Here is a 23,599-nt window from a genome sequence, read left to right as displayed (position 1 = left end):
TCGGCGCGAACTTTAGGGCGTGACTGCGCTTAGATCAACTAAAAATGTCGCATTTTTATAAGCCTTCGTCGGGTCGCCAAAGTGAGCTATTTAAGTAACCGACCTTGATGACGGTGTGATGTTCCCACCGTGGCTTTTTTGCCCGTTGCCCAATAGACGAAGCCCGCCATAGGGCGGGCTTCGGTAGTTGCACATTGAAGCGTGGCTTACCTGGGGGGAAGGATCGGGCCGGGCCTCAAAATGCAGTACTCAGGGTCAACGACAGGCTGCGCGGATCACCATAAATGGCGCCTGCATAGAAGCCGTATCGGGTGTAATAGGTTTTGTCGAACAGGTTATTGGCATTCAGGGTCACGGCCGTGTCATCGGTGAGGTCGTATTTGGCCATTGCGCTCCAGATGGCATAACCCGCCCACGTCACGTCGGTGGGGCCGCGGCTCACACCGTTGGTGGGTATGCCCGCCGGGGTGGATGTGGCGCGAATGCTGGTTTGCGCGGTGACGCCGGTGCCCACGGTCAGGCGATCTAGAGCGCCCGACAGGCGGTAGGTGGTCGAGGCCTTGAACAGGTGCGACGGGTCACTTTGGCCATCGGCGTTGAGGCGGCGGAAGTGCAGGTAGGTGTAGCCACCGTAGACATTCCAGTTGGGCGTCAAGGCACCGGAGACTTCGAGGTCGATACCTTCGGTCTCTACGCCGGTGCCCGTGGTGTAGGCCTGGTTACCGGCGGGCGTGGTATTGGCGCCATCGGTCACCGCCTTGTTTTCCTGACGGGTCAGGAAGTAGGCCGCTTGCGCATTGACCTGGCCGTCGAACCATTCACCTTTAATACCGGTTTCGTAGCTCTGACCGCGAATCGGCTCGATCTTGTTGCCGTTGGCGTTCTCTTCGCTTTGCGGGCTGAAGATGTCGGTGTAGCTGGCGTACAGCGAGTAGGTGTCGTTGAGGTCATACACCGCGCCCAGGTAAGGCGTGACGATACCGTTTTGCTGTTGATTGCTACGTGCACCGTTGGTCGACAACGTGGTGCTGCTGTAGTCGCTGATGCGCGCGCCGAGGATCACCGACAACGGGTCGGTAATGCTCAGGCGGGTGGCTGCATACATGCCTTGCAGGCGGGTGGTGGTTTTGGTGTGCAGGCCGGTCTTGTAGGCGTTGATCCGGTAGTCGCTGTCCACCCCGTTGTGCCAGTCGGTAATCGGGAAGCCATTGTTGGCGCGGAACTGGCACCCCAGCGCGCTGGCGCTGGTGCGGTCATCGCTGACCATGTTGCAACGGTACTGAGGCGACCAGGCGACGGTGCGGCTGTCGTTATAGCCGAACATGGCTTGATGGGTACGGCCGAACAGGCTGAATGGGCCGGTCACGTCGACTTGTGCCGATTGCTGGGTGGTGTCGGTGGAGCTGTGTAGGCCGTTGAGTACGGCGCCGGTGCCATCCTGGTTCCAGTAGCCGCCGAATGCGCCGCCGCCTTTGGAGTTGACCTTGGCCAGCCCACGGTGGTTCAACGCTTCAGTGGTGCTTTGAGAGGCTTTGACGTTGAGCGTCCAGTCATTGTCAAAACGATGCTCCAGCGAGCCGAACGCCGTACGCGTGGTGTATTCGCCAAAACTCCAGCTCGGCACCACGTTGGTGCTGCGCGGTAAGTGGGTTTTACTGCCATCGCCGTACCAGATCGGGATGTTCGCGCCCCAACCGCCGCCGACGTTCTTGTAGTACTCGTATTGATAGCCGGCGCCCAGGGTTGTGGCGTCGGTCAGGTCAAATTCAAAGTTGGCCAGCGCGGCCCGCGAACGGTCGGACTGATGGTCGCGGAAAGAGTTGGAGTCTTCTTGGGTCATGACCAGGCGCGAGCGCAAGCGGCCATCTTCTGACAAGGGCACGTTGAGGTCAGCGCCCAGGCGCCGTTTATCCCAGCTACCATAGGTGGCGTAAGCACGGCCGCCAAACTCGAAACCGGGGCGTTTGCGCATCAGGTTGACGGTGGCCGACGGGTCGCCGGTGCCGCCCAACAGGCCATTGGCGCCGCGAACGATGTCGATACGTTCGTACATGTCCATGTTCAGCGAATTGCCAGCGCCGCTGAAGTCCGAGCCGCCCGGGAACTGCAGGCCGTCGGTTTTCCAGTTGGTGATCGGATAGCCGCGTGCCCGGTACTCGGTGCGCCCGCCCACTTCCGACTTGCTCATGGTGATGCCGGGTGCGCTGTCCAGCGCTTGCTCGATATTGGTGATCTGGCGGTCGGCCATTTGTTCCTGAGTGATGGTGGTGACCGACTGTGGCGTCTGGCGCGGGGTGAGTTTCATGCCCGTCGAGCTGGTGGTGCTCTTGACGGTGTAACCCAGTTGGCCGCTGCTTTCATCGGCGGAGGGCTGCGTGCCCTGAACATTCAGAGTGTCGAGTTCCAGCGGCGCGGCGCCAGCCTGTTGGCTGGCCATGCCGAGCATTGCACTGAGGCCCATGGCGACCATGATTGCGACAGGGCTGCGGGGAGCTGGAAGGCGAGAAGGGGTGCTTAACATCAAAGGTCGTGCTGAGAGATCCGTCATCATGCCCTGCGTTGTCATTGGTAATACTTCGTATTTGCAGATAATGTTTGGTAGCATTTTAGGTATCGCGCCGTCAGGCACTATTACGGATATGTGTGGGTATGTAATGGAATGTAATGAGCAGTACGTTTTGCCCACCCCCAAATTCCTCGCGGCCGCCAAGACGCTGTTGGTGGTGGATGACGACGATGAAATCCGCGAGTTGCTCTGCGACTACCTGAGTGAGAACGGCGATCAGGTGCTGGCCGCCGCCGATGGCGTGGAGATGTGGTCACACCTTGAGCGCCAGGCGGTCGACCTGGTGGTGCTGGACGTCATGCTGCCGGGCGAAGACGGCCTCAGCCTGTGCCGCCAGTTGCAGTCGCGGCCCGGCCTGAGCGTCATCATGCTGTCGGCCAAAGGCTCAGCGCTGGATCGCATCATTGGCCTGGAGGTGGGCGCCGATGATTACCTGACCAAGCCTTTCGAGCCCCGTGAGTTGGTGGCCAGAATCAAGGCGGTGATGCGCCGCCAAACACGGGCCGAGCCCGTTGTGGATCGCCCGGTCACGACCCACCGCGAGTTCGCCGGTTATCGGCTCGATGATGTAAAGCGCCTGCTGCACACCCCGGATGGCCAGACCCTGACCTTGCCGCGCTCCGATTTCAGGGTGTTGCGTGATTTGCTCCAGGCCCGTGAGCAGGTGCTGTCCCGCGATCAATTAACACTGAGTGCAATGGGCCGTGAATACGCGCCCGATGACCGCTCGATCGACATGTGCATCAGCCGCCTGCGCCAGCATTTCAAGGACGGGCCCGTGCAGATCGTGACCGTGCGCAATGAAGGCTATCTGTTGAGCGTTTCCAGCCCTGAAGCGGCGGTTTAGCCCGGTGCGCGACCTGCTGCTGAAGGGGTTGAGGCGCCTGTGGCCGAAAACCTTGTTTGGCCAACTGACGCTGATTCTGGTCAGCGGCACGCTGGCCATTCAATTGTTGTCGAGCAGCATCTGGTTCGACGTGCGTTATGCACAGGTGCTCGAAGCCCCGGTCCGGTTAATGGCCAGCCGCACCGCACCACTGATAGACCAGCCCGGTTGTTTGCCGGGTCAGCCGCAGACAGCCCCGGCCAATTACACGGTCAGGTGCCTGACCGCGAAACCCGATAGCCAACCTGAGAACGACCGTGCTGCCCGACGCACAGCGCTGCTGTTGAAACAGGCGCTGGCGTATGAATTGGGGCATGAGCCCACGGTTGAAATGATCGAGGTCGACCTTACCGATGCCGAGGGCCAACCGCTGGTCTGGCGCAGCCTGTTTGGCCTGCAAACGGCCACGGCGCATATCGACTTCGCGGTGCCGCTGGCCGACGGTCACTGGTTGAGCATCGAGGGGCACGAGTTGCAGGGCTGGAGCGGCGAGTCGGCGTGGGCGTTGATTGCCGACTACATTCTGCGGGTCTATGTGGTGCGCATTATCGGCGTGATCGGGATGTGCTGGCTGGCGGTGCGGCTGTGCCTGCGCCCGCTTAAACGGCTGAGTGATGCCGCCAATGCGCTGGGCGATAACCTGGATCAGAAGCCGTTGGCGGTTGAAGGGCCGCTGGAGGTTCGCCAGGCCGCCCAGACCTTTAACGCCATGCAAAAACAGATTGTTGCGATGGTCAATGACCAGAGCTTTTTTCTCGCGGCGGTGTCCCACGACCTGCGCACGCCATTGACCCGCATGCGCTTGCGCATCGAGCGGTTGAGCGATGTTGATCAGCGTGAGCGCTTGAAGCAGAACATCTACCAAATGGACAAGATGATTACCCAGGTACTCGTCTATTTGCAGAGCGCCAACCAGCACACGTGCCAGTTCATTGATGTCGACAGCGTGTTGCGCACTCTGTGCGCAGAGTTGTCGACCCCCGCCGAGCCGTTGCCGGTCAGCGGCCGGGGCGGGATGATCTACGCCAACGGCGTGCTGTTGCACCGTTGCTTGCAGAACTTGCTGGTAAACGCACAAGCCTATGCCCGCGACATCACCCTTGAGGTCGATCGCTCGTCTAGCGGCGTGACGTTGCGCATCAACGATCGCGGGCCGGGCATCGCGCCAGCGGTGTTGCAGTCGATCACCGACCCGTTTGTGCGCGCCGATCACTCGCGCAACGATCAGTCCGGCGGTTTTGGTTTGGGCCTGAGTATCGCCAAGCGCATTGCTGTCAGCCATAAGGGCAGCCTGACGCTGAGCAATCGTGAAGGTGGCGGTTTGAGCGCCTGTGTGTTCTTGCCCGCTTAGTAAGGGGGTGGTGCGATGTTTCACACTTCATGAACCGAGCCGCCACGGTTTGGCCCTTGCAGCAAAATTTGAGGGCCCTAGCATGGGCTGACCATTAGAAGGAGCAGCCTCATGTTCGCGGGATTTCAAACAGCTCAGCGCCAGGTCAACGGCGTTCACATTGCCTACCGTATCGGCGGCAGCGGGCCGGGGTTGTTGTTGATCCATGGTCACCCGCAAACGCATGTCATCTGGCACAAAGTCGCTGAGCAATTGGCGGAGCACTTCACAGTGGTCGCGGCCGACTTGCGCGGTTACGGCGACAGCGAAAAGCCCGCAGCGGTGGCCGATCACAGCAACTACAGCAAGCGTGAAATGGCCCGCGATTCGCTGGCGTTGATGCACAGCCTGGGGTTCGAGCAGTTCTCGGTGCTGGCCCATGATCGCGGTGCCCGTGTGGCCCATCGTCTGGCGCTGGATCACCCGCAGGCCGTCAGCCGTTTGGTGATGCTCGACATCGCGCCGACGCTGGCAATGTATGCGCAAACCGACGAAGCCTTTGCCCGGGCTTACTGGCACTGGTTCTTTTTGATTCGCCCGGCACCGCTGCCGGAGCGCCTGATCGAAGCCGACCCCGAGCAATACCTGTTGAGCGTGATGGGCAGTCGCAGCGCCGGCTTGCAGCCGTTTACGGCGCCTGCGCTGGCCGAATACGTGCGCTGCATTCAATTGCCGGGTACGGCGCGGGGGATCTGCGAGGACTACCGCGCCAGCGCCAGCATTGACCTTGAGCATGACCGCGAAGACATCGACGCCGGTCGGCACCTGAACCTGCCGGTGTTGGTGCTGTGGGGCGCGCAAGGGACGGTCGGACGCTGTTTCGACCCGCTGGCCGAATGGCAGAAAGTCGCAACCGATGTGCGTGGCCAGGCGTTACCGTGCGGGCACTACATTGGCGAGGAAGTCCCCCAATTGCTGCTTGAGCACGTGCTGCCTTTTTTGCGCTGAGCTATTCTCTGCATTCTTGTCGCCACGCGTTCATGACCATGCCGCCCAAAAAAGACACTGCGCCGTTGCCTGAAGACCTGCGGGTGTTCCTTACGGTTGTGCGCAAGGGTGGCTTTGCCGCGGCGGCAGAAGAGCTGGGATTGTCCCCGGCCTATGTCAGCAAACGTATCCAGATCCTTGAAACCACCCTTGGCAGCCGCTTGCTGCACCGCACCAGTCGACGTGTCGCCCTGACAGACGATGGTGAGCGGGTGCAGCGCTGGGCGGTGCGCATCCTCGACGATGTTCAGCAGTTGCAGGACGAACTGTCCGAAGCGCATACAGAGCCCCGTGGCCGTCTGCACCTGTGCAGCAGCTTTGGCTTTGGCCGCAACCATGTCGCGCCGGCCATTTCGTTACTGGCCGAGCAATACCCGGAACTGGAAATCCGCCTCGATGTGTTTGATCGCGTGGTGGACATTGTGCATGAAGGGTTCGACCTGGAAATCCATGTGGGCGATGACATTGCCGGTCAACACATCGGCCGTCGTCTGGTCACCAACAACCGCGTACTGTGCGCCTCGCCCGACTACCTCAAGCGCCGGGGCGTGCCTGAGTCGCTGCAAGATTTGCAGCAGCACGATTGCCTGGTGCTTAAAGAGCGCGACAACGCATTTGGTATCTGGCAACTGCAAGGCCCGGAAGGTGAAGCCAGCGTGAGGGTCAGCGGGCCGCTGTCTTCCAACAGCGGCGAAATCGTATTGCAGTGGGCGCTGGACGGGCGCGGTGTGTTGCTGCGCTCGATGTGGGATGTAAAGCCGCTGCTGGACCAAGGGCGTCTGGTGCAAGTGCTGGCCGACTACCGGCAAAGCGCCGACGTATGGGCGGTGTACCCGACGCGGTTGGCCAACTCCGGCAAGTTGCGGGTGTGTGTGGAGTTTTTGCAGGCGCACCTGCGACAACTCTCCACCTCGTAGGAGGGGCCGCCCCGTCTTCGACGCCGCGCTGTCGCGCAGCAAACAGGCCGCCGAGTATCTTCAGCATCCCCCAATCGGTTCCCTCTCCTTCGGGAGAGGGCTAGGGTGAGGGGGCTCTTGACTTGAGTACATATCCGTTGCTGCGGCAACGGCCACTTAGGGTTCCGGCCTTACGCCGCGTCACTTTGCAAAAGCGGCAAAGTAACCAAAACGCTTTTGCCCCTACCCCTCGGTGCCTCGCTTTGGCTCGGCATGCCCTCACCACAGGCCTTGCTCCGTAGGCCCGCCGCGATCGGCCATCCATGGCCGTGTCGCGGCTAACCCGGCGTCCTGCCGGGTTACCCACTGCGCAAAACCTGCGTTCGGCCAGCGTGGTTTAATGGGGCCTTTTAGATCAAGATCAAAAGCAAGATCTAGATCAAAAGATCGCGAGCAAGCTCGCTCCTACAAAGCCTTTAAAATCAATTACTTATTTTATGTTTGATAAGAGCGAGCTTGCCTCGCGATCTTTTGATCTTTAAAAGATCGCGAGACAAGCTCGCTCCTACAGGGGGCTGGGGTGAGGGCGCTTTTCAGCGCAACCAGGGATTAGCCTGCAAATGCCGTTGCTCAAATTCACGAATCTGTGCACTGCGCTGCAAGGTGCTGCCTATCGCATCCAGCCCCTTTAACAGTGCGGTTTTGCGCAGGTCGTCGATCTTGAATTCAATCACTGAACCCTCCGCCAGGCGGATGCTTTGCGTGATCAGGTCTATCGTGATTTCAGCCGTTTCGGGCTGGCTGATGAGTCGGCCCAGCGCCTGCACCAGTACGTCTTCCAGGGTGATCACCAGCACGCCGTTGCGCTGGCAGTTGTCATAGAAAATCCCGGCGAAGCTGCTGCCAATCAGTGCGCGGATACCCAACTGTTTCAAGCCCCAGACCGCATGCTCGCGGCTGGAACCACAGCCGAAGTTCGGCCCGGTGACCAGAAAACGCGCGTCTTGCCACGCGGGCTGGTTGAGGATGAACTCAGGGTTTGGCGCGCCCGAGGGCAGAAAGCGCAGGTCGAAAAACACGCCGCGATCCAGCCCGTTGCGATCAATACCTTTAAGAAACTGCTTGGGCATGATCACGTCGGTGTCGATATTGGCGGCGAGCAGGGGCGCGGCCTTGCCGCTGACGGTGGTGAAAGGTTGCATGCTCAGAGTCTCCCGGCAAGTTGGCGAACGTCTGTGAGGTGGCCGGTAATGGCGGCGGCCGCGACCATGGCCGGGCTCATCAGGTGGGTGCGTGCCCCGGCGCCCTGGCGGCCTTCGAAGTTACGGTTGGTGCTGGAGGCGCAGCGGTCGCCGGGGGCGAGCACGTCATCATTCATCGCCAGGCACATCGAGCAGCCGGACTGGCGCCACTCAAATCCAGCCTCGATAAAGATCGCCGCCAAGCCTTCCGCTTCTGCCTGATCGCGTACTTGGGTGGAGCCAGGAACAATCATGGCGCGTACATGGGCTGCGACCTTGTGGCCGCGCACCACGTGGGCCGCGTCGCGTAAATCTTCAATCCGGGCGTTGGTGCAGGAACCGATAAAGGCGTGGCTGATGACCACCTCGTTCAGCGCCATGCCGGGCTCCAGGCCCATGTAGCTCAAGGCGCGACGCATGTCCTGGCGCAAAATCAGATCGCTGACGCCCTGCGGGTCAGGCACGGTGCTGCCAATGGTGGCGGCCTGGTCGGGGCTGGTGCCCCAGGTGACCATGGGCTGCAACTCAGTGGCGTCCAGGTGCACTTCTTGATCGAACTGTGCGCCGGGGTCGCTGTACAGCAAGCGCCAGCGGGCCACGGCGCGTTCCCATTGTTCGCCTTGCGGGGCACGCGGCTTGAGTTGCAGGTAGGCGAACACTTTGTCATCGGGGGCCATAAAGGCGCCGCGAGCACCGGCTTCGACGGCCATGTTGCAGATGGTCATGCGCGCTTCGACGCTCAGCGCCTCAATGGTCGAACCGGCAAACTCAATGGCATAACCGCTGGCGCCGGAGGCACCGATCTTGCCAATCAGGGCCATGATCACGTCTTTGGAGGTCAGCCCTGTACCCAGTTCGCCCTCAACAGTGACACGCATGCTTTTCAGGCGTTTATACACCAGGGTCTGGGTGGCCAGCAGGTGCTCGATTTCCGAGGTGCCGATGCCGAATCCAAACGCCCCCAATGCGCCGTAGGTGGTGGTGTGGCTGTCACCGGCGGCGATCACCATGCCGGGCAAGATAAACCCTTGTTCCGGGGCGATGACGTGTTCGATGCCCTGGCGCTTGTCGAGCACATCAAACAGCTCGATGGCGAACTTTTCGCAGTTCTGTTGCAGGTACGACACCTGCAACGCGCCGCCGGCATCGGCCATGGCGGCAACGCGCAACGGCGCGGTCGGGTTCACATGGTCAACCACCGCCAGTGCGGTTTGCGGGCGCCACACATCACGCCCGGCCTCGCGCAAACCGCTGAAGGCTTGCGGGCTGGTGTATTCGTTAATGACCTGACGGTCGATGTAGAGCAAAACATGCCCTTGGTCATCGAGCGCGCACACGGTGTGCGCATCGATGTGCTTGTCATAGAGGGTTTTGGCGTGGGTCATGGGGCAGGCTCGCAGCGAAAGGCATGCGAGCCATCATAAGGACGGGCAGTGCACCATCAATGGCCAGGCAGTGATGGCTCAGATCATGATTCGTGTTGGATGCAAAAAATTGTTGTGGCGCGTGAGCTGTTTTGAAACGGCTAGGGGCTAATTGATTTTTGTGTCACTTCAACCAACGACTTGCGCTTTACCTCACCGCCCTTTAGTGCGGCGTCTGGATCGCTGAAAGAACTGCAAAGGCAGATAAGTTAAAATCATATTCACTTTAATTATAAATAACTGTCAGTTCTTACAGGTGTTTGTATTGGTTAAAGCCGCCAAGCTGTCGCACGTTGTTCTTCGCGCAATTTAGCGTGTTTGCATTTAATTACCTTAAGGTGCTGATAATGACAAGACTATTGCTGGTAGTTTTAACCGTTTTATTGACAGCGTGCGCCAGCCATGAGGGTGTTAATACGTCGACGTTTGCTGCGACAACTCAACACTTGAATCGTTTAGGTGAAGAAACCGCAGTGGCATTGACCGAACGTTACAACAACCCGGTCAGTGCATGTCGGCCGCATAATCCCTCCGCCGCATTTGAATGTTCAGGTGTCATCATCAGGGGGACGTCGCCTTCGACCCAATATCATGCCTGGAACCCCAACCCCAGCGGTACCGGGGTATCGTTCTCGTATTTGCGCAAAGACATAATAATTACAGATTTCTATATTTATAAGAATGGTTTTATCTTTTATCCGCGCCTGCTTGCACCTGAAGGTAAAGTCAGTGTGTCCATTTTGTGTTTCTTCCCTCGGGATGGAGCGACGGTTGTAAGGGAGGATCAGGGATGCGGTCAAAGCCCCAATCGGCCAACCAGCCGGGAGTGCCAGGAACAAGGTATTAATACGGCTGAACGATGGGTCGAGCATTACAATCAATATGGCAGTTATGGCGACATGTGCGGGTTTAATGTGCGTGAAGCATTAGGTGAAAATGCAACGATTGCATTTGCCGAAGGGCTCAAAGCTCAGCGTTTGATATTCAACCCTCTAATTGATAGTTACAACGAACTGAGAATCGCCAAGTGGGATCAGGACATAGGTGATGTATTACCGCTTCAAGCGTTCTTTTATCTGAACAGTTCAGGCAAGGCTGGCGCGCAATATGACCAACAGGATTTTTTGAAGGAGACGGGCATTCTGGTTCCGATCATTCTCATTAGCTTGCCGGCCAATGACGCGGATCCAGCGACTTTCCGATTTATTCCCGAAGACCAAGCGCCGAGCCTGCACACCCAACGGTGAGTTTATGGCCCGGGTCATGGGTCAGGCTCGCAGCGAAAGGCATGCGAGCCATCATCAGGACGGGCCATGCACCTTCAATGGCCCGGTACTCAGCCTAGAAAACCTGCCAGGACACCGTGCTTGTCATGGCGACCCGCACATACGATGCGCCTCTTGGGCGAGAGCGCCATACCTTGCTTTGATGAGGTATGGACGAACGTACCGGTGGATGCCAGACCCTTCTGGCCAAAGCTGTTGTCCGGGGTACCGTCTGACAGATAGCGGCCAATCATCCCCTGCGGCGCAGGATCTGACGCGGCTCTATAGCCCGCGATGACCAACTTTGCATCGGGCTGGCAAACGATCTGATGACACTGAAGAGGGGATATTGCCGGGAAAGTGATAATCACGGGTTTTGCCTGATTGAACGCTGTATCCAGCTGCCCCTTGAAGGTTATCCCGACCATCATGCCGTGACTGATATTCGGGTCAGTCCTCAAGCTTGTGCTACCGATACTGACCAGGCCGGTGGGTGTTTCGACAAGACTGAACTGCAAGTACGTTTTGTCTTCATACGCCAGTGTGAGAACGCCTTGGTCTGCAAAATCGGGCACCAAAACGCCCTGGCTATCAAAGCAGGCAATAAACACATCGTTATTCAGTACGCTGCTGAAAACAACGAGGCGACCGTTCTTCAGCATCAGCACGCCTCCGGGCGATGTCGATTGTCCATGATGTTGAAATTTACGCACGCCGCGTTCGGCAAAGCGCTCATCCAGTGTGCCGTTAGGCATTAACTTTGTTATGTAAGTTGTCCAGAGGCCATTTAAACTTTTGCCATACACCATGAAGATACTTTTGTCTGGAGAAACACAGGCAGAGTTGAACATATAGGATTCATTTTCAAGCGGCTCAGGTACTGCAAAGACCCCTTGTTCAGCAAATGTCTTGTCAACAGCACCATCCTTCTTCACACAGATCAGTGCAGGCACTGGTTTGACGGAATTTATCAAAAAGTGCCCCCATAACAGCGTGCGATTATCAGACATCAACGCGAGCCCGGAGGCTACGTTACGGTGGCCTTGCTTAAACACGCACTCAACCAGGCCTTCGACACCAAATGTGCGATCCATCGCGCCATCGTTTGTCAGGCGCGCAATGCCCATGACAGTACTGTTGTCTGGAGTATTTGCTGCCCATGTCGCCAGAAACCTGTTGTCCGGTGTGGCCACCACGCAACTTGAAGTGCCGGTTGTCAGGTGCGAGGAATTAATAACGGCAATGCCTTCTTTGCCAAAGTGTGTATCCGCAGCGCCAGAATTATCGGCTTTAATTAGAGATGAAATACTCATGATGTTTTGCCCCTCTCAACGCATTGTTTATTTTTATGTGATGGTCTTGTTGTGTGCGCGTTCGAGTTAATAGGGTTTTAAAATAATTACTACTGTTAGAAATAACAGTTTTGATATTGATTTATTATGGTCGGCTTAGTTTTAATAGCGGCGATGTCAAATAACGCTGAAACGTCGAGCTGGTTGTAGCCGCTAACGCGCAACGAGGCTGTGATGCGGGTCGCAGGACCGCCCCCCACAGTGCTGTGGCAGCGCTGTGAGGGGGGACAAATGGCAGGGGTTAAGCGGAGGCTATTTCAGCCGGTGAAACGATGCTGGTTTTGGCCCCGCGTGAACGGCCCGAGCTCAGGTAGGCGGCGATCGATTCCTGGGTCACTTCACCGAGGAACACACGCTCGGCATCCATCACCGGCAACCATGAGCGGTTGAACTCGTACATGCGCGACAGCAGGATGCGCAAGTGTTCGTCGTAGGCCGCGGTGGCGTTGAATTCACGCAGGAATTGGCCGCAGGTGCCGGTCTGACGGTGCAGGTCGCGACGACGGACATAACCCAGTGCCTTGTTGTCGGCGTCGGTGACGACGACATAGCGGCGGTCGAGTTCGTCCATCAGGTCCAGTGCTTCGGCCACTGGCGTTTCCGGGCTCACCGACGGTGCGTTGTCAGCCGCATCTTCGGCCTTGACCAGCAGCAAGCGCTTGAGCGTGCTGTCCTGGCCGACAAAGTTGCTGACAAAGTCGTCGGCCGGGTGCGCGAGCAGGGTGTCCGGGTGGTCCATCTGCAGCAGCTTGCCGCCTCGGAAGATGGCGATCTTGTCGCCCAGCTTGATGGCTTCGTCGATGTCGTGGCTGACCATGATCACGGTCTTGTTCAGCGCGCGCTGCATCTCGAAGAATTCGTTCTGGATCATTTCGCGGTTGATCGGGTCGACCGCACCGAACGGCTCGTCCATCAACAGCAGCGGTGCGTCGGCCGCGAGGGCGCGGATCACGCCGATACGCTGTTGCTGACCACCCGACAGTTCACGCGGGTAGCGGTGCAGGTACTGCTTGGGTTCCAGCTTGATCATGCTCATCAGTTCGCGGGCACGGTCATGGCACTTTTGTTTGTCCCAGCCCAGCAGGCGCGGCACCACGGTGATGTTTTCTTCGATGGTCATGTTCGGGAACAGACCGATCTGCTGAATCACGTAACCAATGTTGCGGCGCAGCGTCACTGCGTCGAGGTCGGTGGTGTCTTCGCCGTTGATCAAAATCTTGCCGGAGGTCGGTTTGATCAGGCGGTTGATCATTTTCAACGTGGTGCTTTTGCCGCAACCCGATGGGCCGAGGAATACGCAGATTTCGCCTTCGTTGACGGTCAGGCTTACCGAGTCCACGGCCTTGACGTCTTTGCCGTTGCTTTGGAAGGTCTTGCTGAGGTTTTGAAGTTCGATCATTTCAGTAATCCTTTTGGAGTCAACGAGCGTTGCAGCCATTGCAGAAGCAGGTCAGCGACGATGGCCAGAACACTGACCAGGACCGCGCCGACGATCAGCATCGACATGTCGCTGCGGCTGATTGCAGCCAGAATAAGTACACCCAGACCGCCAGCACCGATGGTGGCGGCGATGGTCATGACACCGATGTTCATCACCACGGCGGTGCGCACACCGGCCAGAATCACCGGTACAGCGATGGGCAGTTCAACCATGCGCAGGCGCTGGCCGAAGGTCATGCCGATGCCGCGTGCTGCTTCACGAATACCTGGCTCAACGCCGGTGAGGGCGAGGTAGGTGTTGCGCATGATCGGCAGCAGCGAATACAGGAACACGGCGGTAATAGCGGGCATCGGGCCCAGGCCCTGGCCGAACTTCGAGTAAAACGGCAGCAACAGACCAAACAGCGCAATCGACGGAATGGTCAGCATCACTGTGGCGCTGGCTTGCATGGGGCCTGCCAGCGACGGGAAGCGGGTCATCAGCACGCCCAAGGGCACGCCGACCACAATGGCCAGGGTGACGGCAATACCGACCAGAGTGATGTGCTGCCATGTCAGGTGTGCGACCAGCGACCAGTCCATGTGGGAAAAGGCGTTTAGAAATTCCATGTCTTCTCCTCAGTTGAGTGGATGTTGGCGCAGAAAGTCTGCGGCGACTTTGGACGGGCTTTCGTGGTCAACGTCGACCCGGGCGTTGAGCTGGCGCATGGTTTCGTCGTCCAGCAGGTCAGCCAGCGGCTTGAGTTGCGCTTCGAGGTCCGGGTGCGCATCCAGGAAGGCTTTACGCACCACCGGCGCGGCGGTGTAGTCCGGGAAGTAATGCAGGTCGTCGTCGAGCAACTTGAGGTTGAAGGCGCTCAAGCGACCGTCAGTGGTGTACACCAGCCCTGCAAACACCTGGCCGTTTTTAAGGGCGGTGTAGACCAGGCCTGCGTCCATCTGGCGAATGTTTTTGCGCGTCAGGTCCATGTCGTACAGCTTGACCATGCCTTGCAAACCGTCGGAGCGGTTGGCGAACTCGGTATCAAGTGCCACCAGGGCGTTTTTGTTTTCCGGGTCACGCAGCGCTTTGTCCAGATCGCTGATGGTGTTGATGTCCGGGAACTTTTCAGCCACGTTTTGTGGCAACGCCAGCGCATAGGTGTTGCTGAACTTGGACGGGTGCAGCCAGATCAGGCCCTTTTTCGCATCGACTTCTTTCACGCGGTCGTAGGCGTGATCTTTGTCGAGCTTCTCGGTGATGTGGTTGTAGGCCACCAGCGACACACCGGTGTATTCCCACACCATGTCCAGTTGCCCGGTTTCATGGGCGCTGCGTGCCAGGCTGCTGCCCAGACCGCCGGTTACCTGGGCGTTATAGCCCTTGCTGTTGAGGTACTGGGCGGTGATTTCTGCGAGCAGGGTTTGCTCGGTAAACACCCGCGCACCAATACGGATGGTGGGTTTTTCTGCGGCCTGAACAATTCCTGCGAACAGCAGGATGCAGCCTAATATCAAGCTAATTTTCTTCATGATTATTCCTTTCCTCAGCCCGACCTATGAAGGTCGCAGACCGCGTTCCAACCAGCGGCGGCTGATGAGTATCACCAGGCCGTCGAGCAGCAATGCCAACAGCGCGGTACACGCTGCGCCAAGGATCAATTGCGGCTGATTGTTGAGGGCAATGCCAGGGAAAATCAGACTGCCCAGGCTGTTGGCGCCAATCAGGAAGGCCAGCGGCGCAGTACCGACGTTAATCGCCAGTGCAACCCGCACGCCGCCCATGATGATGGGCACGGCATTGGGCAATTCGACGCGCCACAGCACTTGGCGCGGGGTCATGCCGATACCGACAGCGGCTTCTTTGAGTGAGGCAGGAACGTTTTTCAGGCCTTCGTAGGTGTTGCGCACAATGGGCAGCAACGAGGCGAGAAACAGCGCGAAGATAGCAGGCCCACTGCCGATCCCCAGAAAACCCAGGGCAATGGCCAGTACTGCAAGCGGTGGAACGGTGTTACCGATGTTGAAGACCTGCATGAAACGTTCGGCATGCCCGACCATGTTCGGTCGGCTTAACGCAATGCCAGCGGGTATCCCTACAAGGAGGGCGATAAACATTGAAGCGAGTACGAGGTACAGGTGGGCTTGCAGGTAGAACAACAGATCATCTTGATAGTGTTCGATAGTGCTTATGCCGATCCAGTGGACCAACAGGGCCAGGACCGCGATCACAACCGCGCATCCTATAAGCCCTTTACCATAGCGATTAGCCATAGGCGGACTCCTTTTTTTTCAGTCGGCGGACACATTCCCGTGTGGCAAGGCCATTTATGGCTGCCGGCAATGCGTTCGCGAAGAGCAACAGGTGGGGCGAAATACACCCCAATTGCCTGTCATTAGCGCAGCCTCGTCAGACTAACTTGCTGATAATTCAGCCCCTGACACGTTGTCGTATCAAAGGAATGGACGCCTCCACTGTTTAAAAGGTTCACATTTTTTACGGCACATTGCCACCCTTGTCCGACGAGCAAGGGCGCGAACGGTGGCTGCACGGCCCTGATTTGAGCTATAATCCGCGCCCTTTTTTGAATCAATCGTCAGGCGATTTCCCATGACCCATCAGGCCGCCGAAGTCGCGAAACGCCGCACTTTCGCCATTATTTCCCACCCCGATGCGGGTAAAACCACCATCACCGAGAAGCTCTTGCTGATGGGCAAGGCGATTGCGGTCGCCGGTACGGTGAAATCGCGAAAGTCCGACCGCCATGCCACCTCCGACTGGATGGAAATGGAAAAGCAACGGGGTATTTCGATTACCACGTCGGTCATGCAGTTCCCGTATCGCGACCACATGATCAACCTGCTCGACACCCCGGGCCACGAAGACTTCTCGGAAGACACCTACCGCACATTGACGGCGGTCGACTCGGCGCTGATGGTGCTCGATGGCGGTAAAGGTGTTGAGCCGCGGACCATCGCCCTGATGGACGTTTGCCGCCTGCGTGACACGCCGATCGTCAGCTTTATCAATAAACTCGACCGTGACATTCGTGACCCGATCGAATTGCTCGACGAGATCGAAGCCGTCCTCAAAATCAAGGCAGCGCCGATCACCTGGCCGATTGGTTGCTACCGCGACTTCAAGGGTGTTTACCACCTGGCAGACGACTACATCATCGTCTACACCGCCGGGCACGGTCATGAACGTACCGAAACCAAGATCATCGAAAAGCTTGACTCCGACGAAGCCCGCGCCCATTTGGGTGACGAGTACGATCGTTTTGTCGAACAGCTTGAGCTGGTGCAGGGCGCCTGCCACGAGTTCAACCAGCAGGAGTTCCTAGACGGTCAATTGACCCCGGTGTTCTTCGGTACGGCGTTGGGCAACTTCGGTGTCGACCACGTGCTGGACGCGGTGGTTGACTGGGCTCCGATGCCGCTGGCCCGTGTGGCCAACGAGCGTGTGGTTGAGCCGGTTGAAGAAAAATTCAGCGGCTTCGTGTTCAAGATCCAGGCGAACATGGACCCTAAACACCGCGACCGTATCGCCTTTATGCGCATTTGCTCGGGCAAGTACGAAAAGGGCATGAAGATGCGCCACGCGCGTACTGGCAAAGACGTGCGCATCGGCGATGCACTCACGTTCTTCTCCTCCGAGCGTGAACAGCTCGAAGAAGCCTACGCGGGCGACATCATCGGTTTGCACAACCACGGCACCATCCAGATCGGTGACACCTTCACCGAGGGTGAAAACCTCAGCTTCACCGGTATCCCGCACTTCGCCCCGGAACTGTTCCGTCGCGTGCGTCTGCGCGATCCGCTCAAGTCCAAGCAGTTGCGCCAAGGCTTGCAGCAGCTGGCCGAAGAGGGCGCCACCCAGGTGTTCTTCCCGGAGCGCAGTAACGACATCATTCTGGGCGCCGTCGGTGTGCTGCAGTTCGACGTGGTCGCGAGCCGCCTGAAAGAAGAATACAAAGTGGAATGCTCCTACGAGCCAATCACTGTGTACTCCGCGCGCTGGATCGACAGCAGCGATAAAAAGAAGATGGAAGAGTTCAGCAACAAGGCCGTTGAAAACCTGGCCGTCGATGGCGGCGGACACCTGACTTACCTGGCCCCGACCCGCGTCAACCTGGCGTTGATGGAAGAGCGTTGGCCAGAAATCAGCTTCCGCGCAACGCGTGAGCACCACTAAGCGCTCCGGCGTTTACGGGTTAAAAAAGCGAAGCCTTCGGGCTTCGCTTTTTTTATGCCTGGCTATTCCAAACAGGTCTATCGCCCGCTTTAAGTGGTGTTGGTGTTGCTGACGGCCAGGACGGCAGCTCTGGCGATGACAGCAGCGATGCCGACGATGGCGACAGCCAGACATAAACCCTGACTGGTCACTTAACTCTGTGGGAGCGGGCTTGCTCGCGATAGTCGTTAACGATGACGCGTTTTGCCGAATAAATGAGGCGCTCTAAAGGCCATCGCGAGCAAGCCCGCTCCCACCCTTTTTAAGTGAATTGCATTGGCGCCTACAGCCAGGGTTTTGCGCTACGCCTGCAAAAACAGCTCCGCATGATGGCAAGCCACTTGGCGGTTATCCAGCACACGCAATGACGGCTCATGAGTGCTGCAAAACTCGGTCGCGTACGCGCAGCGCTTGTGGAAGGCGCAACCAGAGGGCGGGTTGAGCGGGTTGGGCAGTTCTCCGGCGATTTTGATTTTCGGCTTGAGCGGGTCCGGGTGGATGGTCGGGGTCGCCGACAATAGCGCCTGGGTGTAAGGGTGCAGCGGCCGGGTGTAGATTTCTTCTTTGGGGCCCATTTCTACCGGGCGGCCCAGGTACATCACCAGCACTTCATCGGCCACATGCCGCACCACCGCCAGGTTGTGCGAGATGAAGACGTAAGCGGTGTTGAACTCTTGTTGCAAGTCCATGAACAGGTTGAGCACCTGGGCCTGAATCGACACGTCGAGCGCCGAGGTCGGCTCATCGGCCACCAGCACTTTGGGTTGCAGCATCATCGCCCGTGCCAGGGCGATGCGCTGGCGCTGGCCACCCGAGAACATGTGCGGGTAGCGGTGGTAATGCTCAGGGCGCAAGCCGACCTGTTTCATCATGGCCTGGACTTTTTCGCGGCGTTCACTGGCGCTCAGGGCGGTGTTGATCAGCAGCGGCTCGGCCAGTTGGTCACCGACCTTTTGCCGTGGGTTGAGTGAGGCATAGGGGCTTTGGAAGACCATCTGCACGTCTTTGCGCAGTTGTTTGCGTTCGGCCTTGTTGGCGCCTGCCACTTCTTGCCCGGCTATTTTCAATGAGCCCGAAGAGGGCTCTTCGATCAAGGTCAGGGCGCGGGCGAGGGTTGATTTGCCGCAGCCGGATTCACCGACCACGGCCAGGGTTTTTCCGGCTTCAAGTTCAAAAGACACACCGTTGAGTGCACGGACCACGGCATGGCCTTTGAACAGGCCGCGGGACACTTCGTAATGGCGGGTCAGATCACGGGCAGTCAGAACAACAGTCATTACGCCACCTCCTGGTTCAAGGGGAAGAAGCAGCGCACCTGGCTGTGAGCTTTGGGTTCAAGGGCCGGGCGTTGCTGGCGGCAGGTGTCTTGCACGTACGGGCAGCGTGGTGACAACAGGCAGCCCTGTGGGCGGTCATAACGGCCGGGGACGATGCCGGGCAAGGTCGCCAACCGCGCAGCGCCCATGCTGTGTTCCGGGATGGCCGCCAGCAATGCTTCGCTGTACGGGTGCGCCGGGACGTCAAACAGCCCCGGCACGTTGCCGACTTCGACCGCTTGGCCTGCGTACATCACGCACACGCGCTGTGCGGTTTCAGCGACCACGGCGAGGTCGTGGGTAATCAGCACCAGGGCCATGTCTTGCTCGCGCTGCAGGTTGAGCAGCAAGTCCATGATCTGCGCCTGAATGGTCACGTCGAGCGCGGTGGTCGGTTCGTCAGCGATCAGCAGTTTGGGTTCGGCGGCGATGGCCATGGCGATCGCAACACGCTGGCTCATGCCCCCCGACAACTGGTGCGGATAAGCCTGCATGCGGCTGGCCGCTGCGGGGATTTCGACTTTTTCGAGCAGTTCGATGGCGCGTTTACGGGCGTCTTTTTTCGACATCTTGAGGTGCAGGCGCAGCACTTCTTCAATCTGGAAACCCACGGTGTAGCTGGGGTTTAAGGCGGTCATCGGGTCTTGAAAGACCATCGCCATGTCTTTGCCGACCACTTGCCGGCGTTGACGCGGGCTGAGGGTCAGCATGTTTTTGCCGTCGAAGGTCAGGGCGTCGGCGGTGACAATGCCGGGGGCGTCGATCAGGCCCATCAGCGCCATCATGGTCACGGACTTGCCCGACCCTGATTCACCGACGATGGCCAGTACTTCGCCTTTATCCACAGACAGGCTCAAACCATCGACAACCGGCACGGCGTTGGCGTCGCCAAAACGAACGTTGAGATTCTTGATTTCTAGCAGTGACATGGGAATCTCCTCAGGCGGCGTTTTTGAGTTTCGGGTCCAGCGCATCGCGCAGACCGTCGCCCATCAAGTTGATTGCCAGCACGCTGAGCAAAATGGCCAGGCCGGGCAGAGTTACTACCCACCAGGCACGTTCGATGTAGTCACGGGCCGAGGCGAGCATGGTCCCCCACTCAGGCGTTGGCGGTTGCACACCCAACCCCAGAAAACCCAGGGCCGCGGCGTCGAGGATCGCCGACGAGAAGCTCAAGGTTGCCTGTACGATCAGCGGCGCCATGCAGTTGGGCAGCACGGTGATAAACATCAGGCGCGGCAAGCTGGCCCCGGCCAGGCGTGCAGCGGTGACGTAGTCACGGTTCAGCTCGCCCATCACGGCGGCGCGGGTCAGGCGCACGTAGGACGGCAGCGAGACCACGGCAATCGCGATCACGGTGTTGATCAGGCCAGGGCCGAGGATGGCGACAATCGCTACTGCCAGCAGCAACGACGGCAAGGCCAGCATGATGTCCATTAAACGCATGATGCTGGGGCCCAGCAGGCGCGGGAAGAACCCGGCGAACAGGCCCAGGATCACCCCCGGAATCAGCGAAATCACCACCGATGACAAGCCGATCAACAGGGACAGGCGCGAACCTGCGATCAGGCGCGAGAGCATGTCCCGGCCCAGTTCGTCGGTGCCCAGCAAAAATTGCCAGTTGCCGCCTTCCAGCCACACCGGCGGGGTGAGCAGGAAGTCGCGGTATTGCTCGCTCGGGTTGTGCGGGGCGACCCACGGGGCAAATACCGCGCAGAACACGATGAGGCTCATGAACATCAAGCCTGCCACCGCGCCTTTATTTTTCGCGAAGGCGTGCCAGAACTCTTTGTACGGGGAGGGATAAAGCAGGCTTTGATCCACTTCAGTGCTATTGGTCGAGGTACTCATGGTCAGGATCTCAGCGCTGGTGACGGATGCGTGGGTTGGCAAAGCCGTAGAGGATGTCCACCACGAAGTTGACCAGAATCACCAGGCAGGCGATTAGCAGAATGCCGTTTTGCACCACGGGATAGTCCCGGGCGCCAATGGCTTCGATCAGCCATTTACCGATACCGGGCCACGAGAAAATGGTTTCGGTGAGCACGGCACCGGCCAGCAGGGTGCCGACTTGCAGGCCGACCACGGTCAGCACCGGGATCAGCGCGTTGCGCAGGCCGTGCACGAACACCACCCGGGCAGGCGACAGGCCTTTGGCGCGGGCGGTGCGGATGTAGTCTTCGCGCAGCACTTCGAGCATCGAAGAACGGGTCATGCGCGCAATCACCGCCAGGGGGATGGTGCCCAGCACGATGGCGGGCAGGATGATGTGGTGCAGCGCATCCCAGAACGCTTCGGGTTCGTCGCTAAGCAAGGTGTCGATGAGCATGAAGCCGGTTTTCGGCTCGATGTCATAGAGCAGGTCGATGCGCCCGGAAACCGGGGTCCAGCCCAGGCCCACGGAGAAGAACATGATCAGGATCAGGCCCCACCAGAAGATCGGCATCGAATACCCCGCGAGGGAAATGCCCATCACCCCGTGGTCAAACAGTGAGCCGCGCTTGAGGGCCGCAATGACACCGGCCAGCAAACCGAAAATGCCCGCGAACAATAGCGCTGCACCCGCCAGCTCAAGGGTGGCGGGGAACAGAGCGGTGAATTCGGTCCACACGCTTTCACGGGTGCGCAAGGATTCGCCGAGGTCGCCGTGGGCGAGTTTGCCGACGTAATCAAAATATTGCTCATAGAGCGGTTTGTTCAGACCCAGACGTTCCATGGCCTGAGCGTGCATTTCGGGGTCGACGCGACGCTCGCCCATCATGACTTCAACCGGATCGCCGGGGATCATGCGAATCAGGGCGAAGGTGAGCAAGGTGACGCCGAAAAACGTAGGGATCAACAGCCCTATTCGGCGGGCAATAAAACTAAACATCGTGTGGTGTTCCTCATCAGCCGGTCAGGCATTTCCGCCAGTGTCGGGGTGGACGCTGGCGGGTATTTTATTGTTCTACTTCACCTGGGTTGTGGCGAAATTATTATGGGTCAGTGGGCTTAAAGTGTAGCCCTCGACGTTTTTACGCATGGCTGTAAACAGCATAGGGTGGGCGACGTTGATCCAGGGTTGTTCTTGATGAAATACCACCTGTGCTTGTTCATAGAGTGCCGCCCGCTCTGCGGGTTCACTGCTGTTGCGGGCTTTGGTGATCAGGTCCTCGAAGGTTTTATTGCACCAGCGTGAGTAGTTTTCGCCATTTTTAGCGGCTTCACAGCTCAGCAGCGGGGTGAGGAAGTTGTCTGGGTCGCCGTTGTCACCGCCCCAGCCGGTTGAAACCAGGTCGTGTTCGCCCGCTTTGGCACGCTTGAGCATTTCGCCCCATTCCATGACCCGGATGTCGAGTTTGATGCCGACTTTGGCCAGGTCTGACTGCAGCAACTGGGCGCCGAGCATCGGGTTGGGGTTGGTCGGGCCGCCACCATTGCGGGTGAACAGGGTGAAGGTGGTGCCTTCAGGTACGCCGGCTTCCTTGAGCAGGGCGCGGGCTTTGTCCAGGTCGCGAGGCGGGCTTTGCAGGGTGGTGTTGAACCCCAGCATGGTCGGCGGGTACGGGTTGATGGCCAGCAGGGCGTTGCCTGCACCGTGGACGCTATTGAGGTAGGTTTGCTTGTCGAACGCCATGTCGATGGCCTGTCGTACCCGCACATCGCTGAGGTATTTGTGGCTGGTGTTCATGGCGATGTAGCTGGTCATCAGCGCTGCCAGTTCGTCGACCTTGAGGTTAGGGTCCTGGCGGATATTTTTAACTTCGTCGGGCTTGGGGTAGAGCGCAATCTGGCATTCGTTGGCCTTGAGCTTTTGCAGGCGCACGTTGCTGTCGGTGGTCACGGCGAAAATCAGGTTGTCGCTGGGTGGCTTGCCACGGAAGTAGTCCGGGTTGGCCTTGAAGCGCACTTGGGCGTCTTTGTTGTAGCGCACGAAGATAAACGGCCCGGTGCCGACGGGTTTGCTGTTGAGGTCTGCGGTTTTACCGGACTTGAGCAATTGGTCGGCGTATTCGGCGGAATAGATCGAGGTGAACGGCATGGCCACGTCGCGCAGAAACGGCGACTCGGCATGGTTGAGGGTGATCTTGACCGTCATGTCGTCCACTTTTTCGACGCTTTTGAGCAGGTCTTTAAAGCCCATGCTTTCGAAGTAGGGGTAGCCCACCAGCGACAGCGCGTGCCATGGGTGATTGGGGTCGAGCTGGCGCTGAAAACTCCAGATCACGTCGTCGGCGTTCAGGGTGCGGGTCGGTGTGAAGTAGTCGGTGGTTTGAAACTTCACCCCGGGGCGCAGGTAAAAGGTGTATTCCAGCCCGTCCGGGCTGATGTCCCAGCGCTCTGCCAGGGCCGGCTCAACATCGGTAGTGCCCGGTTTGAAGTCGACCAGCCGGTCAAGGATGGTTTCTGCCGAGGCGTCAGCGGTCACCGCCGTGCTGTATTGAACGACATCGAACCCTTCGGGGCTGGCTTCGGTGCACACCACCAGGGTTTTGGCGTTAACACTCACGGCGGCACTGAGCAGTGCGGCGGCAAGGGCGGTGCGCAGTAGGTATTTTTTCATGGCAACCCTCTCCTGATTAATTGAGCCTGCCAAGAACGGCGCGGGCTGTTTGAGCCCGCCGCTGTTCTGTCGAGCGCTAT

19 protein-coding genes are annotated in these 23,599 nt (G+C 58.7%); 6 read left to right on the top strand and 13 right to left on the bottom strand.

The window, feature by feature from the left end:
• Positions 1–235: 235 nt before the first annotated feature.
• Positions 236–2,470, bottom strand: coding sequence for a TonB-dependent siderophore receptor (locus tag TU84_RS03910; protein WP_088500366.1), 2,235 nt, complete (start codon positions 2,468–2,470; stop codon positions 236–238).
• Positions 2,471–2,654: 184 nt separating this feature from the next.
• On the opposite strand from TU84_RS03910, the gene TU84_RS03905 reads away from it, so the two are divergent.
• From TU84_RS03905 to TU84_RS03890, 4 genes are all read left to right on the top strand, one after another.
• Positions 2,655–3,413 (top strand): response regulator, encoded by a 759-nt coding sequence (locus TU84_RS03905; RefSeq protein WP_048367280.1) that lies wholly within the window; start codon positions 2,655–2,657, stop codon positions 3,411–3,413.
• A 19-nt stretch (positions 3,414–3,432) separates the two neighbouring features.
• Entirely contained in the window at positions 3,433–4,803 is a 1,371-nt protein-coding gene (locus TU84_RS03900; RefSeq protein WP_048367799.1) for an ATP-binding protein, read from the top strand.
• A 111-nt stretch (positions 4,804–4,914) separates the two neighbouring features.
• Positions 4,915–5,790: an alpha/beta fold hydrolase gene (locus tag TU84_RS03895; RefSeq protein ID WP_048367278.1), complete on the top strand. Its 876-nt coding sequence runs from the start codon at positions 4,915–4,917 to the stop codon at positions 5,788–5,790.
• 38 nt (positions 5,791–5,828) lie between these two features.
• Positions 5,829–6,746 (top strand): LysR substrate-binding domain-containing protein, encoded by a 918-nt coding sequence (locus TU84_RS03890; RefSeq protein ID WP_048367797.1) that lies wholly within the window; start codon positions 5,829–5,831, stop codon positions 6,744–6,746.
• Between the two features lie 572 nt (positions 6,747–7,318).
• Here TU84_RS03890 and leuD read toward each other — a convergent pair.
• Together leuD and leuC are read right to left on the bottom strand one after the other, a co-directional pair.
• Positions 7,319–7,933 carry a 3-isopropylmalate dehydratase small subunit gene (gene leuD / locus TU84_RS03885; protein ID WP_048367277.1) on the bottom strand — a complete coding sequence of 205 codons (615 nt, stop codon included), beginning with the start codon at positions 7,931–7,933 and terminating at the stop codon, positions 7,319–7,321.
• Positions 7,930–9,351, bottom strand: coding sequence for a 3-isopropylmalate dehydratase large subunit (gene leuC, locus TU84_RS03880; protein ID WP_048367276.1), 1,422 nt, complete (start codon positions 9,349–9,351; stop codon positions 7,930–7,932). Before leuC ends, leuD begins: the two co-directional genes overlap by 4 nt.
• A 386-nt stretch (positions 9,352–9,737) precedes the next feature.
• On the opposite strand from leuC, the gene TU84_RS25995 reads away from it, so the two are divergent.
• Positions 9,738–10,637: a hypothetical protein gene (locus TU84_RS25995; protein WP_048367271.1), complete on the top strand. Its 900-nt coding sequence runs from the start codon at positions 9,738–9,740 to the stop codon at positions 10,635–10,637.
• Positions 10,638–10,726: 89 nt separating this feature from the next.
• Here TU84_RS25995 and TU84_RS03870 read toward each other — a convergent pair whose 3' ends face one another.
• The 5 genes from TU84_RS03870 to TU84_RS03850 all read right to left on the bottom strand — a co-directional run bounded on the left by TU84_RS03870 (position 10,727) and on the right by TU84_RS03850 (position 15,700).
• Positions 10,727–11,968, bottom strand: a complete 1,242-nt coding sequence (locus TU84_RS03870; protein WP_082148617.1) for an NHL repeat-containing protein — start codon at positions 11,966–11,968, stop codon at positions 10,727–10,729.
• A 280-nt stretch (positions 11,969–12,248) separates the two neighbouring features.
• Positions 12,249–13,406, bottom strand: coding sequence for an osmoprotectant ABC transporter ATP-binding protein OsmV (locus tag TU84_RS03865; RefSeq protein ID WP_048367267.1), 1,158 nt, complete (start codon positions 13,404–13,406; stop codon positions 12,249–12,251).
• Positions 13,403–14,056, bottom strand: a complete 654-nt coding sequence (locus TU84_RS03860) for an ABC transporter permease (RefSeq protein ID WP_048367265.1) — start codon at positions 14,054–14,056, stop codon at positions 13,403–13,405. Before TU84_RS03860 ends, TU84_RS03865 begins: the two co-directional genes overlap by 4 nt.
• 9 nt (positions 14,057–14,065) lie before the next feature.
• A complete protein-coding gene (locus tag TU84_RS03855; RefSeq protein ID WP_048367264.1) occupies positions 14,066–14,959 on the bottom strand; it encodes a glycine betaine ABC transporter substrate-binding protein in 894 nt (297 codons plus the stop codon).
• 24 nt (positions 14,960–14,983) lie between these two features.
• Positions 14,984–15,700 (bottom strand): ABC transporter permease, encoded by a 717-nt coding sequence (locus TU84_RS03850; protein WP_048367262.1) that lies wholly within the window; start codon positions 15,698–15,700, stop codon positions 14,984–14,986.
• A gap of 337 nt (positions 15,701–16,037) precedes the next feature.
• On the opposite strand from TU84_RS03850, the gene TU84_RS03845 reads away from it, so the two are divergent.
• Positions 16,038–17,621, top strand: coding sequence for a peptide chain release factor 3 (locus TU84_RS03845; protein WP_048367260.1), 1,584 nt, complete (start codon positions 16,038–16,040; stop codon positions 17,619–17,621).
• A gap of 341 nt (positions 17,622–17,962) precedes the next feature.
• On the opposite strand, the gene TU84_RS03840 is transcribed toward TU84_RS03845, so the two are convergent.
• The 5 genes from TU84_RS03840 to TU84_RS03820 form a co-directional block, all read right to left on the bottom strand.
• Positions 17,963–18,937 carry a peptide ABC transporter ATP-binding protein gene (locus TU84_RS03840; protein WP_048367259.1) on the bottom strand — a complete coding sequence of 325 codons (975 nt, stop codon included), beginning with the start codon at positions 18,935–18,937 and terminating at the stop codon, positions 17,963–17,965.
• Positions 18,937–19,905 (bottom strand): ABC transporter ATP-binding protein, encoded by a 969-nt coding sequence (locus TU84_RS03835; protein WP_048367258.1) that lies wholly within the window; start codon positions 19,903–19,905, stop codon positions 18,937–18,939. The genes TU84_RS03840 and TU84_RS03835 overlap by 1 nt, the downstream gene beginning before the upstream one ends.
• A gap of 10 nt (positions 19,906–19,915) precedes the next feature.
• Positions 19,916–20,827, bottom strand: a complete 912-nt coding sequence (locus tag TU84_RS03830; RefSeq protein ID WP_048367257.1) for an ABC transporter permease subunit — start codon at positions 20,825–20,827, stop codon at positions 19,916–19,918.
• 10 nt (positions 20,828–20,837) lie between these two features.
• On the bottom strand, positions 20,838–21,848 hold the full coding sequence (locus TU84_RS03825; protein ID WP_048367255.1) for an ABC transporter permease subunit: 1,011 nt from the start codon (positions 21,846–21,848) through the stop codon (positions 20,838–20,840).
• 75 nt (positions 21,849–21,923) lie between these two features.
• Complete coding sequence (locus TU84_RS03820) at positions 21,924–23,519, bottom strand: ABC transporter substrate-binding protein (RefSeq protein WP_048367254.1); 1,596 nt, start codon at positions 23,517–23,519, stop codon at positions 21,924–21,926.
• Between the last annotated feature and the right edge of the window lie 80 nt (positions 23,520–23,599).

The sequence above is a fragment of the Pseudomonas helleri genome (genome assembly GCF_001043025.1).
Lineage (GTDB): Bacteria > Pseudomonadota > Gammaproteobacteria > Pseudomonadales > Pseudomonadaceae > Aquipseudomonas > Aquipseudomonas helleri.
Note: the sequence above shows the minus strand (reverse complement) of the source record. Positions and strands in the feature narration are given on the sequence as shown.

What these genes read in the sequence shown, in the direction of transcription:
- TU84_RS03910 (WP_088500366.1), bottom strand. Translation starts at nt 2,470, where the DNA reads ATGGTCGCCATGGGCCTCAGTGCAATGCTCGGCATGGCCAGCCAACAG.
- TU84_RS03905 (WP_048367280.1), top strand. Translation starts at nt 2,655, where the DNA reads ATGGAATGTAATGAGCAGTACGTTTTGCCCACCCCCAAATTCCTCGCG.
- TU84_RS03895 (WP_048367278.1), top strand. Translation starts at nt 4,915, where the DNA reads ATGTTCGCGGGATTTCAAACAGCTCAGCGCCAGGTCAACGGCGTTCAC.
- TU84_RS03890 (WP_048367797.1), top strand. Translation starts at nt 5,829, where the DNA reads ATGCCGCCCAAAAAAGACACTGCGCCGTTGCCTGAAGACCTGCGGGTG.
- leuC (WP_048367276.1), bottom strand. Translation starts at nt 9,351, where the DNA reads ATGACCCACGCCAAAACCCTCTATGACAAGCACATCGATGCGCACACC.
- TU84_RS25995 (WP_048367271.1), top strand. Translation starts at nt 9,738, where the DNA reads ATGACAAGACTATTGCTGGTAGTTTTAACCGTTTTATTGACAGCGTGC.
- TU84_RS03870 (WP_082148617.1), bottom strand. Translation starts at nt 11,968, where the DNA reads ATGAGTATTTCATCTCTAATTAAAGCCGATAATTCTGGCGCTGCGGAT.
- TU84_RS03865 (WP_048367267.1), bottom strand. Translation starts at nt 13,406, where the DNA reads ATGATCGAACTTCAAAACCTCAGCAAGACCTTCCAAAGCAACGGCAAA.
- TU84_RS03860 (WP_048367265.1), bottom strand. Translation starts at nt 14,056, where the DNA reads ATGGAATTTCTAAACGCCTTTTCCCACATGGACTGGTCGCTGGTCGCA.
- TU84_RS03855 (WP_048367264.1), bottom strand. Translation starts at nt 14,959, where the DNA reads ATGAAGAAAATTAGCTTGATATTAGGCTGCATCCTGCTGTTCGCAGGA.
- TU84_RS03850 (WP_048367262.1), bottom strand. Translation starts at nt 15,700, where the DNA reads ATGGCTAATCGCTATGGTAAAGGGCTTATAGGATGCGCGGTTGTGATC.
- TU84_RS03845 (WP_048367260.1), top strand. Translation starts at nt 16,038, where the DNA reads ATGACCCATCAGGCCGCCGAAGTCGCGAAACGCCGCACTTTCGCCATT.
- TU84_RS03840 (WP_048367259.1), bottom strand. Translation starts at nt 18,937, where the DNA reads ATGACTGTTGTTCTGACTGCCCGTGATCTGACCCGCCATTACGAAGTG.
- TU84_RS03835 (WP_048367258.1), bottom strand. Translation starts at nt 19,905, where the DNA reads ATGTCACTGCTAGAAATCAAGAATCTCAACGTTCGTTTTGGCGACGCC.
- TU84_RS03830 (WP_048367257.1), bottom strand. Translation starts at nt 20,827, where the DNA reads ATGAGTACCTCGACCAATAGCACTGAAGTGGATCAAAGCCTGCTTTAT.
- TU84_RS03825 (WP_048367255.1), bottom strand. Translation starts at nt 21,848, where the DNA reads ATGTTTAGTTTTATTGCCCGCCGAATAGGGCTGTTGATCCCTACGTTT.
- TU84_RS03820 (WP_048367254.1), bottom strand. Translation starts at nt 23,519, where the DNA reads ATGAAAAAATACCTACTGCGCACCGCCCTTGCCGCCGCACTGCTCAGT.